The organism is Mesorhizobium koreense, assembly GCF_031656215.1.
Lineage (GTDB): Bacteria > Pseudomonadota > Alphaproteobacteria > Rhizobiales > Rhizobiaceae > Mesorhizobium_L > Mesorhizobium_L koreense.
Map to the genome: position 1 here is coordinate 852,968 of NZ_CP134228.1, position 16,087 is coordinate 869,054.

Genomic DNA, 16,087 nt, shown 5'->3' on the forward strand with positions numbered 1-16,087 from the left:
ATTGCCGATGGATGTCACGCGCCTGCCCCCTCGCCGAGCGCCCGCATGGCCGCAAAATCCGGCTCGGCACCGCTCGCGTAACCGGGAGAGGCAAGCGACGCGCAGTGGATGCGGCCCGCATGGATCGCCAGACGCACGGCGCCGTGGCTGCGCTCATAGAGATCGGGATGCGCCTCCAGAAAGGCGTTTTGTTCTGCCTCGGATTGCGCTGCCATGCCGTTGACGTAATGATGCCCGTTGCGTTCGACATGCGTGATGCCGAGCAGGTTGACGAGCGCCAGATCCTGCTGCACGGCAAGCCCGGCCTGTGTCGTCAGGTCCTCGCCCGACATGAAATAGTGCGTGCCGTCCTGCTCTCTATTCCAGACAGAACAGCGCATGGCGTTGAGCAACGACCGATAAATGCCTTTGCAGGTCTTGGACGACACGCCGGCATAGCCGCGCGCACGCGCCTCCACGAAAGCATCGAGCACGCCGTCGGATTCATCGATGATCACGGGCTTGCCGAGATCGGTCCCGCGCAGGTCGACCTCGAGCGCATGCCGCCGCGTGATGGGCTGCTCGATGAAGGCCACCGACGACCACAGGCGCGCCAGCTGCGGGGTTGCCTGGATCGCAGCCACCAGTTCGGCCAGCGCCTCGGCGGATTCATATTGCTCGTTGCCGTCAAGAGAAACGAAATAGGGGTGGTCGAGACGATCGAGTACGGACGCGATGGTGCCAAGTCGCTCTATGTCGGCGTTCTGCTTCCCGCTGACCTTGAGCTTGAACCAGCGGTGGTTATAGGCCGCGATCACTTCCTCCAGTGTTTCAGGCAGGCCGTCGCCGACCCGCTGCTGCAAATCGGCCGCGGTGATGGCGTCGAGCAGACCGATGGTATGGCGCGCCTCAATCGTTTCCACAGGCTTCAGGCCTTGCAGGAATGCGGGGATATCGAGGCCGGAAAATTCCCTTTGCACGTCGCTAATGCCGGCCAGATTGGCTTGCATCGCCGCATAGAACGAGACGCCATCCAGCCGGCAGAGCGCGTCGAGCACCGCGCGATCGATCAGCGCCGGACCGTAATTGGCGAGCAGCGGATTGAACCCTCGTGCGGCGGATGCCGCTTCATGCGCATCGTGATGGCGCGCGAAATGGTCAAAGGCCGTCGCCGGCGTGGCGTCGGACAGATAGGCGGCTCGCGCCATCCGGAGCACGGTGCGCAATTGCCGGAAATTGTCTTCGTTGGACAGGTCGAGATTCTTGTCGAACCATTTGGGCGCCATCAGCTCGGCAGCTGCGCCCCAGGCCGTGCGGCCGTCCGTTCGCGCCACCCGGACACGCGCGAATGCCTGCGGGCACTCCGTCAGCGTCACTACGCCAAAACGAAACGGCAGGCGCAATCGCACCGGCTGCTCATAAAGTTCGATGGCTTCGACGATCAAGCGCGGCGCATCATTCGTCACTTTCGATCTCCTGCAGGATACCGCGCAGGTGGCCGATGGAATACGCCGCGCAGCCCGGCCCGTCCGGCGCGTAATCGAAAGGCTCGACAGCTATAATGCCTTTGTAACGGCCCTCACGCTGCATCGTGAGCAGGCTGCGCAGGATCGGGCCGAACCGCATCTCTCCTTGTCCGGGTCCACGCCGGTTCGGATCGTTCACCTGGACATGCGCGATATGGCCGGTGGGAACCCAGCGCTCGATCAGGTCGGGCGCGGAAACATGCTCGGCCTGTCCGGCGGCGCTGCAATCGATCATTGTTTTGAGGCCGGGCGAACCGATCTCTGTCACCATGCGAACCGCGTCCTCGACGGTATTGACGAAATCGGTCTCGCGCGGCGACAGGGGCTCGAGGCAATAGACCAGCCGGCAGGCCTCGGCCCGCTTCGCCGCCTGCGCCAGACAGTCGCGTGCGCGCTCCCAGGCCTCGGCCGCGCTCGAACCTTCCGGCACCGACCGCTGCTTCGGCGAGCCATGCACCAGGTAACGGCCGCCGAGCACGGCGCACAGTTCCACCATGCGTTCCATGACACGAACCGTACGTTCGCGCTGTGCCCTGTCGGTGCTGACGATGGAAAGCCCCTCCGGCGCGACCAGCAGCCAGTGCAGACCGGAAACGGTCAGGCCATGGTCGTGCGCGACGCGCGCATACTCTTTCGCTTCGGCATCGCTGATCTGCAGCGGATCGTCCTTGAGGGTGAAGGGCGCGACCTCGAGCGCGTCATAGCCGAGCCGCGCAGCCAGGCTGCACTGCTCTTCGAAGGACATTGGCCGCAGGACCTCATTGCAAAGCGCAATCTTCATTCAAACGAACTGCGCCTCAAATGCTGGACCTGCCCAAAGCGCTTCGCGCCCCGCGAGCGATGGTTTTCCCTATCCGGCCGACAGCGCTGCGGAACTGCGGCACGTAAAGCAGGAACATGAAAATCGTGATGGTCGCGAGGACGAGCGAGATCGGCCGCGTGAAAAACGGCACCAGGCTTCCGTCGGAAAGTACCAGACCGCGGCGAAGGCTCTTGTCCAGCAACGGACCCAACACCAGCCCGAGCACCAGCGGCGCCATCTCGTAACCGCGCCGGCGCAGAAAATAGGCGCCGATGCCGATGGCGACCATCACGTAGATATCGAACAGGCGCGACGCGACGGCAAACGCGCCCACCGCGCACAGCAGGAAGACGATCGGCATCAGGATGTTGCGCGGGACCTTCAGCACCTGCAGCATGGGGCGCACGCCGAACAGGCCGAAAAGCAGGATGGCGAACGACGCCAGCGTCGTCATGGCGACCACGTGATAGATGAATTGCGGGTGCTCCACGATCAACATCGGTCCCGGCTGCACGCCATGAATGATCATGGCGGCCATCAACACCGCCGACGGCGCCGACCCGGGCACGCCGAGCGACAGCACGGGGACGAGGTGCCCCGGCACGGACGACATATCGCCGGTCTCGGCGGCCATCAGCCCGTCAATCGAACCCTTGCCGAATTTCTCTCTTTCCTTGCTCACGGCCTTGGCCGCGGCATAGGACACCCAGGCGCCCGCGTCTTCGCCCACTCCGGGCAGCAGGCCTGTGAACACGCCGATCAGGCCCGAGCGCAGCACGGTCCAGCGGTACTGGATCAGGTCACGCCAGCGCGGCAGCACGGAATCGGTGAGGTCGTGGATCTTGCGCTCGATCGGGTCGGACAGCGCCATCAGCACTTCGGCCAGGCCGAATGCCCCCACCAGCGCCGGGATGAGGCCGATGCCGCCCGCCAGCGCCTCTGACCCGAAGGTGAAGCGTTGATAGGCATAAAGGCTTTCCTCGCCGACCTGGGCCAGAAGCAGCCCGACCAGCCCCATCATCCAACCCTTCAGAGGATCGCCGCCGACGATGCTGCCGGACAAGGTGACGCCGAACAGCGCCAGCCAGAAAAATTCGAATGCGCCGAACTTCAGCGCCACATTTGCCAGAAGGGGCGTAAGCGTCGCCAGAAAAACGACGCCGAGCAAGGTACTGGTGACGGCGCCGGAAGTCGCGATGCCGATGGCGCGGCCGGCCTGACCCTGCTGCGCCAGCGCGTAGCCATCGGCGCATGAAGCGGCATTCGCCGCGGTGCCCGGGATGTTGAGCAGGATGGCCGTGCGCGACCCGCCGTAAAGCGCGCCGACATAGGAACATATCAGCACCAGAATGGCGACGTTGCCGTCCAGGCTCATCGTCATGGTGGTCAGCAAGGCGATGGCAAGCGTCGCGGAGAGGCCGGGCAGGATGCCCATGACCAGCCCCACGAACGCGCCGCCCAGCCCGTAAAGCAGCGTCATGGGTGTCATGAAGCTGAGATAGGCGGAGCCCAGGTCTTGCAATCCTTGCAGCATGAGGGAGTCCCAAAACAACGCGCCGCGAAATTGCTACGGCAGGCGCACCAGAAACAGTCGTTCGAACACCAGCCAGACCGCTACGGAAGAAAGCACCCCGATAAGCAGTGCCTTGGCGACGGCAAGCAAGCCGATCCGGCGCTTTACCGGATCGGAGCTCATGCGGTCGAACGCAAGGATGGAACAGGTCACGTAAATCGAGGACGCCACCCAGAACGGCAATCCGTGACCGAGCAGCACCACACTATAGCCGCAGCACAGGATCACCGCCAGCAGTACGCGCAGGCGCCGTTTGCGCTCGTTTTCCGCTACGGCCGGGAGTGCCTGATGCAGCGCGCCCCGCGCCCAACTGCGCAGACCGAGTATGGCTCCGACAATGACCATGCCGACGCCCAGGAGCCCCGGAACCAGGCCGGGAACGGTCAGCGGGTTGATGTGCCGGTCCTGAAGCCGATCCATCTGCAGCGAGAGGACGACGACCACTACGCCGAGGATAACCCAGCCTATGGCGTCGTAGAGATCGGCGCGTGGCGAAGCCGCAGCTTCGGAATCCCCGTCGTGCTGCGGCTCGGCCATTTCGGTTGCGTGCGTCGGTTCCGCACTGTTCATGATGGTCTCAAGGCTTGGGAATGCCGACGGTATCCGGAGAAACCTTGGCCATGCCCCGGTTGAAGATGCTCCATGCGTTCAACTGGATGGCCGGGAACACCGCCTTTTGCGCTTCCTCGCCGAAGAGCGGATCGAAGACGGCCCCGCGCGAGGCCGCATATTTCTTCAGCGCCTCGTTGCTTGGTATCTTCTCCTTCCAGATCTTCTCCAACGTCTTGATCACGTTGTCCGGAACCCCCTTGGGAACGAAGATGCCGAAATAATTGAGCGGCGCCTCCAGATTGGGAATGGTGTCGGAAAGTGCCGGGATGTCTCCGAAGCCTTCCAGGGTAAGAGGCTTGGCGCCGACGGTCGCGAGCGGCCGGATGCGCTTGCCGCGGATCATGTCGGCCTGCTCGACGGCCAGCTGCGTGGTGAGATCGGTTTCGCCTGCCACCGTAGAAAGGACGGCGGGAGCTCCGCCGTCATAGGCGACTTCCTTGTACTTGATGCCGGTGGCGTTGATGATGCGGTCCATGGCGGCGTGCCCGGCCGAGGTGACGCCGGCGGTCGCCACGCTGATCTCGCCGGGGCGCGCCTTCATGTCGTCGATCAGTTCCTTGGCCGTCTTCCACGGCCGATCGGCATTGACGCCCAGCAGTGAAACGTTGGCCACGTTCAGGAACAGGTTCCAGTCCTTGATGCCGGCGTCCAGCGAGCCCAGCGTCTGGTACGTGCCCAGGTCCTGCGCCGCTCCGGCCGTCCAGGTGTAGCCGTCCTTGGCCGCGGTCCACGCACTACGCGTACCGATGGAGCCTGAGGCGCCCGGCTGGTTGACGATGACGATGGTCTGGCCGAGGATTTTTTCAAGTTCGGCGGCGGTGACGCGCGTCACCTGGTCCGTCGATCCCCCGGCCGCCCACGGCACGATGAGATTGATGGGCCGTTCCGGCTTCCAGTCATCTTCCGCCGCTGCGGGACGGGCCACCGCCATCGCCGCGGCACCTACCGTGGCCTGAAGAAATGTACGTCTATGCATTGGTTCTCCTCCCCCTTCGCAAACCAGCTTGCGAATTATGTTTATGACAGCCAACGTTCGCGGTTCTTAGCAACGAAGCCATCATCCATCAAGTGCGGGTAATCCTTCTGTATGCGCGTCAGCGCCTCGGCCTGCCCCGGGCTCAGGCCTTCGTCCGGATCCAGGCACCAGATGCCTTCCAGGAGCCCCTGGCGACGCAGGATTTCATGGCAGCCGGCGATGCAGCCGTGGAAATCGTTGGCGACGTCGAAAAGCGCCGCGTTGCAATCGGTTATCTGGGCATCCAGCGCCAGCAGGGACGGCTCGACGGAACCGGCTGCGACGGCCTTGTGGATACGTTCGAACAATTGGACGGCGGCTTGCGTCCACACGCTCCAGTGACCGAGCAACCCGCCACGCACGCGCACGGTGACGGGCTTGCCGTTGCGCATGAACGTGAAGGGGGCCAGGAGGTCGAGCACGATGTGATCATCATTGCCGGTGTAGAGCGTGACGCGATCCTCGGCGCGTGCGGCAACGACGCCGCGGATCACGTCCAGCGTGCGATAGCGGTTGAACGGCGCCATCTTGATCGCCACCACATTGTCGATGGCCGCGAAACGCCGCCAGAAGGATTCGGACAACAGCAGCCCGCCCACCGCCGGCTGCAGGTAAAAGCCGATCAGCGGCATCATTTCAGCCACCGACCGGCAATGTGCCACCAACTCATCCTCGCTGGCGCCCTTGAGCGCCGCAAGACTGAGCAGCGCGGAGTGATATCCGAGACCGCCGGCAATCCTGGCTTCTTCAACCGCCTGTGCGGTCGGCCCCGCCAGGCCGGCGACCATGCATAGGGGCCGGCGCCCGCCGAGCGGCGTCCATTCCTCCGCGGTACGCATGGCCAGTTCGAGCACCGGCTTGTAAAGCCCGGTCTCGCGGATCGCGAATTGCGTGGAGTGCACGCCGACTGCCACGCCGCCAACGCCCGCATCAAGATAGTAGCGCGTCAGGGCGCGCTGACGCCGTGTGTCGAGTTGGCGCGCGGCATCCAATGCCAGAAGATGCGCCGGGATCACGGTGCCGCGCCGCAGCAGCGCAAGCGTATCGGCCGGCATGTCGCTCCAGTGTGCCATCAGGGGCTCGCCTCAATACTTGCCATCGCGCGCCTCGTAGTGGGTCGGCTTGTCCAGGCTGGCGCCGCCGCGCTTGATCCAGTCGGCCGTCCAGTCCAGCATGGTCTCCAGACCGACTTCAGGCGCGCCGAAGATCCGATCGGCCTCGCTGCAGTCCACAAGCAGTGCGCTCGGCGCTTCGGAGCCGGTGAACTCGGGCTCCGCCCCCAGGCGACGGCCGAGGCCGACGGCGATCTCCCGGATGGACACTTTGGGGCTGCTCAGGTTGAGCGGCGACATCGGCGTCTCGCAATGTGCCAGCGCGCGCAACGCCCGCTCATTGGCCTCGCCTTGCCAGATCACGTTCGCGTAGCCCATGCTGATGTCTATCGGTTCGCGCCGCTGCACTTTTTCAGCCACGTCGTGCAATACGCCGTAGCGCATGTCGATCGCATAGGAGAGCCGCAGCAGGCGGCCCGGCGTCTGTTGCGCTTGCGAAAAATACTCGAACATCCGCTCGCGTGCCACGCAGGAATTGGCATATTCGCCGATGGGCGACAGCGGCGAGAACGATTCAGGCGCGCCGGGTCCGCTGGTCTCGACGAACGGATAGACGCAGGCCGTGGAAAAAACCACTATGCGCGAACGCGCGAAGCGCTGTGCGACCAGCGCCGGCACATGACCGTTCATGGCCCAGGTGAGCGCTTCATTGCCGGTAGAGCCGAATTTGCGCCCGGCCATGAATACGATGTTGGGCGCGTCGGGCAAGCCGGCCAGCGCCTTCTGGTCAAGCAGATCGGCCGCTATGCACCCGATGCCATGTGCCTCCAATTGCTCGCGCAGGCCGGGCTCGGAAAAGCGCGCCACCCCGATCACGCGCCGATCCGGGTCGGCCCGCTTGGCCATCCGCGCCAGGGTAGGGCCCATCTTGCCCCCCACACCCAGCACCATAATGGTGCCGGGCGCCTTCTTGATATCCTTGATCAGCGCCTCGGATGGTTGGGACAGCACGTCCTCAAGCTGTTCAACATCGCGAAAATGATCGGGTAAGGGCATGGCTTGGTCCGCGAATGGTTTCTTGCTGGTTTGGCCGTCTGGTGAATGACGACAACCGGGAAATCCCTTACCCTACCAACGCCGCTCGTCAAAACCCTAACAGCTCAAACCGTTCGGCTTCTCAGCAAGATGTCCACATCTCTATCGGACCCGCGGCGAACGGACTGCTGGCAGCGCGGCTGCTCATATCGAGACTAGGTCGGCGCGCACGAAATCGAGAAACGCCGCTTCCACGCGTGAGCGCGAGCGATCGCCGTGGCGAAGAGCGGTGAAACGACGCTCGGGGAAGGCAAGCGGAAGCATGGCCAGGTGGCCGGTCGACAGCTTCGCCTCGGCGACCAGACGCGAGATGACCGTCGCGCCGGCGCCGGCTTCCACCGCGCTCCTGACCGCCTCGTTGGACGGGAGTTCAAGGGTCACGTCGAGCGCATCGGGGTCGATGCCGTAGGCGCGGACGGCGTCCTCGAATATCTGCCTCGTGCCGGAGCCGCGCTCACGCAGCGTCCATTTGAGGGTCGTCAGATCTTCAGGCTTCACTGTCCTCTTCGCGGCGAAGGGATGGTCGGCGCCGACGACGAGCACGAGTTGGTCCGCCCCGACATCGATGCGGACCAGAAGCGGATCCTCGACGTCCCCTTCGACGAAACCGATATCGGCGTCGCCCGCCGCGACCGCGCGCGCCACGCCCGCCGTATTGTCGATGACCAGCGACAACTCGATCTTCGGGCGCGCCTCGTGGAAGCGGGCGATGAACCGGGGCAGGAAATAACCGGAAATCGTCTGGCTCGCCCACAGCGCCAGCCTGCCGCGCTCCAGCCCGTCGAGTTCGGCAAGCGTCTGCTCGGCCTGCGCCAGCCGCTTCAGCACGGCGCGCGCCTCGGGCAGGAAGACGCGGCCCGCCTCGGTGAGTTCGATACGACGGCCGACGCGGTTGAAGAGCTTCGTGCCGAGCCCGTTTTCGAGGGCCTGCACGGCGGCGCTCGCCGCCGACTGCGTCATGTGAAGCGCGCTCGCGGCCTGCGTGACATGCAGCCGCTCCGCCACGGCGATGAAGACGCGAAGCTGCTCGAAGGTCATTTCCGCCGACTCGCGATCACGCCCTGCCTCTTCCTGCTTCCCAGGTATCGAGCAAGCGATATCAGCCGATCGCGAGGATGAGGGCAAGGCTGAAGGTGGAGATGAAGACCCAGGACAGCGCGCCGAGCGCCAGCGGGCGCACGCCCTTCGCCTTGAGCTTGCGGATGTCGGTCTCCAGACCCATGGCGGCGAGCGCCATGGTGAGAAGGAAAGTCGTCACCGGCGTCACCGCATGCGTCGCCGCACCGGGAATGATGTCCATACTGTTGATGCCGATCATGGCGATGAAGCCGAGCACGAACCACGGCATCGGCGCCTTCCTATCAGTCTTCGCGCCCAAGCCGCCGTGGGTGCCGCGCCGGACAGCGATGACGCCGAGCGTGATGACCAGCGGCGCCAGAAGCATCACGCGGCTCAACTTGGCGATGGTGCCGAAATCGCCGGCCTCCTTGCCGTGCTGGAAAGCGGCGGCGACGACCTGTGCGATCTCATGGATCGAGCTTCCGGCCCACAGTCCGTAATGGTGCATGTCGAGGTGAAGCAGCGTGCCGAGCACCGGGTAGAGGAACATGGAAAGCGTGCCGAACACAGTGACGCAGGCGACCGCATAGGCGACGTCTTCGTCGGAGCCTTCGGTGACGGTACTGGTGGCGATCACCGCCGAGGCGCCGCAGACCGACGTACCGGCAGCGATCAGTTCGGCAAGCTTGCGCTCGACGCCGAGGACACGGCCCATCGCCTTGGTGAGCGTGAAGGTTGCGACAAGCGTCACCATGATGATTCCGATGCCGGTGCCGCCTACCGCGACGACCTGGCTTGCCGTCAGTTGCAGGCCGAGCAGGATGATCGCGAGCCTAAGTATGCGGCGCAGGCTGAAGGCGACCCCGCCTCTGGCGCGCGCCGGCGTGCCGACGATGTTGTGAAAGAGGATGCCGAGCAGGATGGCGAGGATCATCGGGCTGAACGTGTCGGCACCGGGGATTTCCCGCAGGCCGTAAGCCAGTGACGCGATCGCCACGGTGAGCAGCAGGCCGGGGGCGAGCCCGTAGGCCATATCCGCGACAGCTGCGCGGCTGGTGCGTTCTTTCGGGGGAAGGGCGGCGATCGTTGCGTCGGACATTGGAGACTCCATCGTTCGCCACCCTTCTGGCGGCAACGCTTCCATCGATCCAACAGATTGGTCTGGTTACTTCGATCGTGTTTTTTAATCGATTGCGCGTTTCTGTCATCGCGTTGCGCTCATGCCCGATCGCGGTGCCGGCCATACCGGATAGGGGGTCAACAACAGGATGAAGTGCCCGGGATCGGCGGGAAATCACGGTCCGTTAAGGTTAGTCAAACATTAAGCCTTGTCGTCCACATTGCCGTGACAACGGGGTTTGTCGCGGGGGCGCGTCCGGTGGAATTCGAGGACGAAAAAGAAGAAGAACACGGTCTTTCGAATGCCGGTACGGGCAGGAAAGACGATTCATCGAAACCGGGGACGCGGATTGGCGCCGGTCGAGCGGGAAGCGATGCGGCGGGAACCGATTTCCATCGGCTTCTGGAGATCAGTGCCGATTGGACATGGCGGACGGATGCGGCGCATATTTTCGTCCATCTTTCCGACGGGGTTGAAGCAGCCACCGGGATGAAGCCGAAGAAGGCGCTCGGCAGGACCTGGTTCGATTTCCTTCCGATGACCGCCCGCCTGAACAAGGAATATCAGGCCCATCTCGACGATTTGAAAGCGCATCGCCCCTTTCGCGAGTTCGTCTACGAGGTCGCAAACGCGCCGGTCCATTGCCGTTGGCTGTCGGTCTCCGGCTATCCGGTCTTCGACGCGAAGGGGATGTTCGCCGGCTACGAGGGTACGGGCCGGAACGTCACGAACCTCTTTGCCACTCAGGATGCGCTGGATGAGATGCGCGGCCGGCTCAAACAGTCGCAGGATCTGCTGACGGCGGTCTTCGAAGCGCTCGATGCCGGCATCGTGGTCTACGACCAGGACGACCGCCTCCTGCTCTCCAATACCCGCATGGCGGAACTCTACCCCCATATCGGCAATATCGCCGAGCCCGGCATGGCGCTTCGCGATCTGCTCGCGAGCGCCTACGATTCCGGCCAGTTCATCGATGCCCCCGGCGCCGAGAGCGCCGCGCGGACGAACGAGCGGGGCGGCTGGCTGAAGGAGCGCCTCGGGGAATATTGGGAGCCCTATACCGAGCGCGAGCAGAAGCTCGACGACGGAAGATGGGTGCATCTGCGCAATCGCCGCCTCGACAACGGCATGTTCATCGGGCTCAGGACCGACATCACCGCCATCAAGGAGCGCGAGCAGGCATTGGAGGATGCGCTCGACCAGGCCAGGCATACCGAAGTCCTGCGCTCCGCGCTCGATCTCATGGAAGACGGCTTCGCGCTCTACGACGCCGACGACCGGCTCGTGCTGTTCAATCCCGCCTATGTGAAGATGCATGTGGGCATGGAAGAGCATATCCGGCCGGGCATGACCTTCGAGGCGGTGCTGCGTGCGGCCATCCAGTTCGGCATGGTGGAGATCGGCACGACCGATATCGACGCCTATGTCGCAGAGGCCATGAAGCGGCGCAAGGAAGGCCCGAGCGCCGAGATGATGCTGCATTTCTCCGACGGGCGCTGGGTGATGCGGCGCGAGGTGCGCACGCCGGAAGGCGGGATCATGGGCATCCGCACCGACGTGACGGAGATGAAGAAACGCGAGGAGGAACTCGCCGAGGCAAGCCGGCAGGCCGAGGAACTCCTGTTCGACCTGACGCGGACCGTCGAGGCGATGGACATGGGCGTCGTCGTGGTCGATGCCGACATGTGCGCCGAGATCATCAACCCGGCCTTCTACGAGCAGTGGAAGATGACCCCGGAGCAGGCCGGGATCGGCAGTCATTTCCGCGCGCTCATGGATATCAATCGCCACAACGGCATCTACGATCTGCCGGACGAACGGTGGGAAGACTATGTCGCCTCGCGCGTGGGTGAGATCCGCGCCGGCGACGTGTCGCCGCGCGAGTTCAAGCGCGCCGACGGGCGTACCCTCATCTATTCCGTCACGGCACTGTCGGGCGGCAAGCGGCTGGTCTCCTATTTCGACATCACCGAGATGAAGGACCGCGAAGCGGCGCTCGCCGAAGCGCTCGAAAAGGCGAAGCTCGCCGAAGCGGTCATCGACAGCGTGCCCAATCCGATCTTCGTCAAGGACAGGGACCTCAATTTCGTTCTCGCCAACAACGCCTTTGCCTCGATATTCGGCAAGAAGCCGCGCGATATCGTCGGCGGGAAGGCAATCGACGTTGTGCCTGCGGCCGAGGCCCGGGAATTCGAGGAAAACGAACGGCAGGTCTTCGCAACCGGCGAACTCCACGAGAGCGAGGAGGATTTCGAGCTGGACGGCGCACCGCGCTCGCGGGTCGTGCGCAAGAACCGCGTGCGCACGGAAAGCGGCAAGGATTACGTCGCCTGCACCATCTTCGACATCACCGACATGCGCCGCCGCGAAATAGAGGCGCAGGAAGCGCGCCAGCATCTGGTGAATGTGCTCGAACTGCTTCCGGCCGGTGTCATCATCTACGACCGCGACGACAAATTCGTCCTGGCCAACCGCAACGTGCAGGACATGCTGCACGGGATGGAAGCGACCTGGGTCGAGGGCCAGTCGCTCGAACATGCCATGCGGATCGCGCATGAAGCGGGTTATTTCCGCCATAGCGACGATCCCGAGCTCGACGCGCTCTACGACACCGATCTCGAGGCGTGGGTGAGGGGCAAGATCGACAAATACCACCTGCCTCACGCGGTCTATCAGCGCCGCAATCCCGACGGGCGCTGGTATCAGGTCTACGATACGCGCACGCCAGAGGGATCGTTCGTGGGCGTGCGTGTCGACATCACCGAACTGAAGGAGCGCGAGGAAGCGCTGCGCGAAAGCTCGCGCGAGAACGAGCTTTTCCGTTCCATCATCGACAACGTACCGGTCGCCATCTACGCCAAGCAGACGGACCTCAAGCTCACTTATGTCAACAAGGGCTGGTGCAAACTGACCGGCGTCGAGTGCGGCGAGGCAGTCGGCAAGACCGATGCCGATATATTCGGCCCGGACGGCGAAGCCTTCATGCGCGACGACCGCGCCGTATTGCGCTCGCGCAAGCCGCAGATCTTCGAGGAGACGGCGACGCGCGCGGACGGGACGACCCGCTATCAGGAAGCGCGCAAGAGCGTCATGGCCGCTTCCGACGGCTCGCTCTACCTGATCGGCTCCACCACCGACGTCAGCGAAATGAAGGAACGCGAGCGCGAGTTGCGCGAGGCACAGCAGAACGCCGTGCTCGCAGACCGCGCCAAGTCGGAATTCCTCGCCAATATGAGCCACGAGATCCGTACGCCGATGAACGGCGTGCTCGGCATGGCCGAGCTTCTAGCGAAATCGGACCTCGATCCGAAGCAGAAGACATTCACCGACATCATCGTGAAGTCGGGTAACGCGCTTTTGACGATCATCAACGACATCCTCGACTTCTCCAAGATCGATGCCGGCCAACTCGTGCTCGATCCGGCACCCTTCAATCTCGTCGAGGCGATCGAGGATGTGGCGACGCTCGTCTCCACGCGCGCCAAGGAGAAGGATCTGGAACTGATCGTGCGGGTCGATCCAGACCTGCCCGAAATGTTCGTCGGCGATGTCGGCCGCATCCGCCAGATCATCACTAATCTGATGGGCAACGCGGTCAAGTTCACCGACACCGGCCATGTGCTGGTCGACGTCAACGGCGTGATAGAAAACGGCGCCGGGAAACTGCGCATCAACGTCACCGACACCGGCATCGGCATCCCGAAGGACAAGGTCGACCTCGTGTTCGACAAGTTCAGCCAGGTCGACGCATCCTCGACCAGGCGGCACGAAGGTACGGGCCTCGGCCTTGCCATCACTTCCAAACTGGTCGCGATGATGGGCGGCGAGATCGGCGTGGAGAGCGAGTTCGGCAAGGGCTCGACCTTCTGGTTCACCCTGGAATTGCCGACCGGCGAGGTGACGGCCAGGCGCAAGCCTATGCCGATCGACGTCACCGGCTCCCGCATCCTCATCGTTGACGACAACGCAGTCAACCGCGCCATCCTCTCCGAGCAGATGGCCTCATGGTCGTTCGATGCCTGCGCGGCTGAATCGGGCGAGGAAGGGCTGAAAGTGCTGCACGCGGCCGCGCAGCACGGCATCAGCGTCGACTGCGTTGTGCTCGACTACCAGATGCCGGGAATGACCGGGGCGGAGGTCAGCCGCATCATCCGCTCGACCAAGGGGATCGCCAATACGCCGATCATCCTCTTGACCTCGGTCGATCAGTCGCTCTCCAGCGCGCAGCATCGCGATCTTGGCATCGACGCCCAACTCATCAAGCCGGCCCGCTCCTCGCACCTTCTGGAGACGATCGTCTCGGCGGTGCAGAAGCATCGCGCGCCCGACCTGTCGACCATCATGGCGGACGCCGATCATGCGGGTGCGGCTCTCTCATCCGGCGGCGCGTCCTCGCCGGTTTCCCGCGCAGCCGGAGGGACGGCGCCCGCGCCATCGGCAAGACAGACCGGAACACCGGCGATCGCGGCGTCGGTAGAGCATCGGCTCGACATCCTGGTCGCCGAGGACAATGAGGTAAACCAACTGGTCTTCACCCAGATTCTGGCGGAGACCGCCATGAGCTTCGAGATCGTCGGCAACGGCGAACTTGCGCTCGCGGCCTACCGCGAAATGCAGCCGCGCATGATCCTCATGGATGTCTCCATGCCGAAGATGAGCGGTCTGGAGGCGACAGCGGCGATCCGCAATCTGGAAGCCGAAAGCGGAACCCATGTGCCGATCATCGGCGTCACGGCACATGCGCTCAAAGGTGACCGCGAGCGCTGCATCGACGCCGGCATGGACGACTATCTATCCAAACCGATCAGCCCCAAGGCCCTGCTCGAAAAGGTGGCGCGCTGGTCCGGCGAGAAACCCGCCGTACTGCTCAGCGCTAGCTGAGATCAGCAAAAAATTCCGCGCGCGGCCTCGAAAGAGGCCGTTTGCGCGCGGGATTCTCCAAATGTCTGTTTCCTTAGACGATTTTCGGCCCATCCGGCCTGCTGCAATCGCGTGCATCACATCGGCCTGCAAGGCGCCTGCGAATGGGTCATGCAGGCGACATGAAACTGTCATCCAACTGTTACATGCGGCCGCTATGGGCACTCGCGGCGCAAAGACGCCACGCGAATGTCCCAACAGGAGCAGGCTCCATGATCACTCTCATCCGTTCGACCGCGCTGGCGGCTATGGCCGTCGCCCTGTCGATCACAACGGTTCCCGCCGATGCCGCCGACATCACCGGCGCAGGCGCCACCTTCCCCTATCCGATCTATGCGAAGTGGGCCGATGCCTACAAGCAGGAGACCGGAATCGGTCTCAACTACCAGTCGATCGGCTCGGGCGGCGGCATCAAGCAGATCAAGGCGAAGACCGTGATCTTCGGCGCCTCCGACGCGCCGCTCAAGGGCGAGGACCTCGATTCGACCGGCCTTGCGCAATTCCCGATGGTGATGGGCGGCATCGTGCCGGTCGTCAATCTCGAAGGTATCAAGCCCGGCGACCTGGTGCTGGACGGCCCGACCCTTGCCGACATCTTCCTCGGCAAGATCGCCAACTGGAACGACGAGGCCATCCAGAAGCTCAATCCCGACGCCAAGCTGCCGGATCAGGCCATCGCCGTCATCCACCGCTCCGACGGTTCGGGCACGACCTTCAACTTCTCCTATTATCTGGCTGACGTGAATGCTGACTGGAAGGAAAAGGTCGGTGTCGCCACGGCGCTGGAATGGCCGGTCGGCCTCGGCGCCAAGGGCAATGAGGGTGTCGCCAACAACGTCGCCCAGACCAGCGGTGCCATCGGCTATGTCGAATATGCCTACGCCAAGCAGAACAAGCTGACCTATGCCGACATGATCAACAAGGACGGCAACAAGGTCGAGCCGACTGCCGCCGCCTTCTCGGCCGCCGCAGCCAATGCCGACTGGTCTTCCCAGCCGGGCTACGGCGTCATCCTCGCCAACCAGCCGGGCGCGGAATCCTGGCCGATGACGGCCGCGACCTGGATCCTCGTCTACAAGAAGCCGGACAATCCGGACGCCACTGCCGACGCGCTGAAATTCTTCGCGTGGTCCTACGCCAAGGGCGACGACATGGCCGGAGCACTGGACTACGTGCCGATGCCGGACAATGTGGTCAAGAGCGTCGAGGAGATGTGGTCCAAGGATATCGTCGGCTCCGCAGGCAAGCCACTCTACGCCGAGTGACGACGGAATTGTAAAAGGTCGAGGACGGGAAAGCACATCGTTGCCTTCCCGTCTTCTTCAGCACGAGGG

General features: G+C 63.7%; 11 protein-coding genes. 2 read left to right on the forward strand and 9 right to left on the reverse strand.

Annotation, left to right across the window (positions count from 1 at the left end):
• Positions 1-14: 14 nt before the first annotated feature.
• The 9 genes from RBH77_RS04005 to RBH77_RS04045 form a co-directional block, all read right to left on the reverse strand.
• Positions 15-1,445 (reverse strand): enolase-like domain-containing protein, encoded by a 1,431-nt coding sequence (locus tag RBH77_RS04005; protein ID WP_311030860.1) that lies wholly within the window; start codon positions 1,443-1,445, stop codon positions 15-17.
• Entirely contained in the window at positions 1,435-2,286 is an 852-nt protein-coding gene (locus RBH77_RS04010; protein ID WP_311030861.1) for a sugar phosphate isomerase/epimerase family protein, read from the reverse strand. The genes RBH77_RS04005 and RBH77_RS04010 overlap by 11 nt, the downstream gene beginning before the upstream one ends.
• Positions 2,287-2,302: 16 nt before the next feature.
• Positions 2,303-3,841: a tripartite tricarboxylate transporter permease gene (locus tag RBH77_RS04015; protein WP_311030862.1), complete on the reverse strand. Its 1,539-nt coding sequence runs from the start codon at positions 3,839-3,841 to the stop codon at positions 2,303-2,305.
• Between the two features lie 33 nt (positions 3,842-3,874).
• A complete protein-coding gene (locus tag RBH77_RS04020) occupies positions 3,875-4,450 on the reverse strand; it encodes a tripartite tricarboxylate transporter TctB family protein (RefSeq protein WP_311030863.1) in 576 nt (191 codons plus the stop codon).
• 7 nt (positions 4,451-4,457) lie between these two features.
• Positions 4,458-5,468 (reverse strand): Bug family tripartite tricarboxylate transporter substrate binding protein, encoded by a 1,011-nt coding sequence (locus RBH77_RS04025; RefSeq protein ID WP_311030864.1) that lies wholly within the window; start codon positions 5,466-5,468, stop codon positions 4,458-4,460.
• Positions 5,469-5,509: 41 nt separating this feature from the next.
• Positions 5,510-6,562 (reverse strand): dihydrodipicolinate synthase family protein, encoded by a 1,053-nt coding sequence (locus RBH77_RS04030; RefSeq protein WP_311030865.1) that lies wholly within the window; start codon positions 6,560-6,562, stop codon positions 5,510-5,512.
• A gap of 30 nt (positions 6,563-6,592) precedes the next feature.
• Entirely contained in the window at positions 6,593-7,615 is a 1,023-nt protein-coding gene (locus RBH77_RS04035) for an NAD-dependent epimerase/dehydratase family protein (protein ID WP_311030866.1), read from the reverse strand.
• A gap of 183 nt (positions 7,616-7,798) precedes the next feature.
• A complete protein-coding gene (locus RBH77_RS04040; RefSeq protein WP_311030867.1) occupies positions 7,799-8,692 on the reverse strand; it encodes a LysR family transcriptional regulator in 894 nt (297 codons plus the stop codon).
• A 61-nt stretch (positions 8,693-8,753) separates the two neighbouring features.
• A complete protein-coding gene (locus RBH77_RS04045) occupies positions 8,754-9,812 on the reverse strand; it encodes a YeiH family protein (protein WP_371832834.1) in 1,059 nt (352 codons plus the stop codon).
• A gap of 279 nt (positions 9,813-10,091) precedes the next feature.
• Between RBH77_RS04045 and RBH77_RS04050 the strand changes: the two genes are divergently transcribed.
• Together RBH77_RS04050 and pstS are read left to right on the forward strand one after the other, a co-directional pair.
• The gene (locus RBH77_RS04050) at positions 10,092-14,714 is read left to right on the forward strand and encodes a PAS-domain containing protein (protein ID WP_311030868.1); all 4,623 of its coding nucleotides are present in this window, start codon (positions 10,092-10,094) and stop codon (positions 14,712-14,714) included.
• A gap of 251 nt (positions 14,715-14,965) precedes the next feature.
• A complete protein-coding gene (gene pstS / locus RBH77_RS04055) occupies positions 14,966-16,018 on the forward strand; it encodes a phosphate ABC transporter substrate-binding protein PstS (protein WP_311030869.1) in 1,053 nt (350 codons plus the stop codon).
• Positions 16,019-16,087 lie beyond the last annotated feature (69 nt).

What these genes read in the sequence shown, in the direction of transcription:
- RBH77_RS04035 (WP_311030866.1), bottom strand. Translation starts at nt 7,615, where the DNA reads ATGCCCTTACCCGATCATTTTCGCGATGTTGAACAGCTTGAGGACGTG.
- pstS (WP_311030869.1), top strand. Translation starts at nt 14,966, where the DNA reads ATGATCACTCTCATCCGTTCGACCGCGCTGGCGGCTATGGCCGTCGCC.
- RBH77_RS04010 (WP_311030861.1), bottom strand. Translation starts at nt 2,286, where the DNA reads ATGAAGATTGCGCTTTGCAATGAGGTCCTGCGGCCAATGTCCTTCGAA.
- RBH77_RS04015 (WP_311030862.1), bottom strand. Translation starts at nt 3,841, where the DNA reads ATGCTGCAAGGATTGCAAGACCTGGGCTCCGCCTATCTCAGCTTCATG.
- RBH77_RS04030 (WP_311030865.1), bottom strand. Translation starts at nt 6,562, where the DNA reads ATGCCGGCCGATACGCTTGCGCTGCTGCGGCGCGGCACCGTGATCCCG.
- RBH77_RS04045 (WP_371832834.1), bottom strand. Translation starts at nt 9,812, where the DNA reads ATGTCCGACGCAACGATCGCCGCCCTTCCCCCGAAAGAACGCACCAGC.
- RBH77_RS04020 (WP_311030863.1), bottom strand. Translation starts at nt 4,450, where the DNA reads ATGAACAGTGCGGAACCGACGCACGCAACCGAAATGGCCGAGCCGCAG.
- RBH77_RS04025 (WP_311030864.1), bottom strand. Translation starts at nt 5,468, where the DNA reads ATGCATAGACGTACATTTCTTCAGGCCACGGTAGGTGCCGCGGCGATG.
- RBH77_RS04040 (WP_311030867.1), bottom strand. Translation starts at nt 8,692, where the DNA reads ATGACCTTCGAGCAGCTTCGCGTCTTCATCGCCGTGGCGGAGCGGCTG.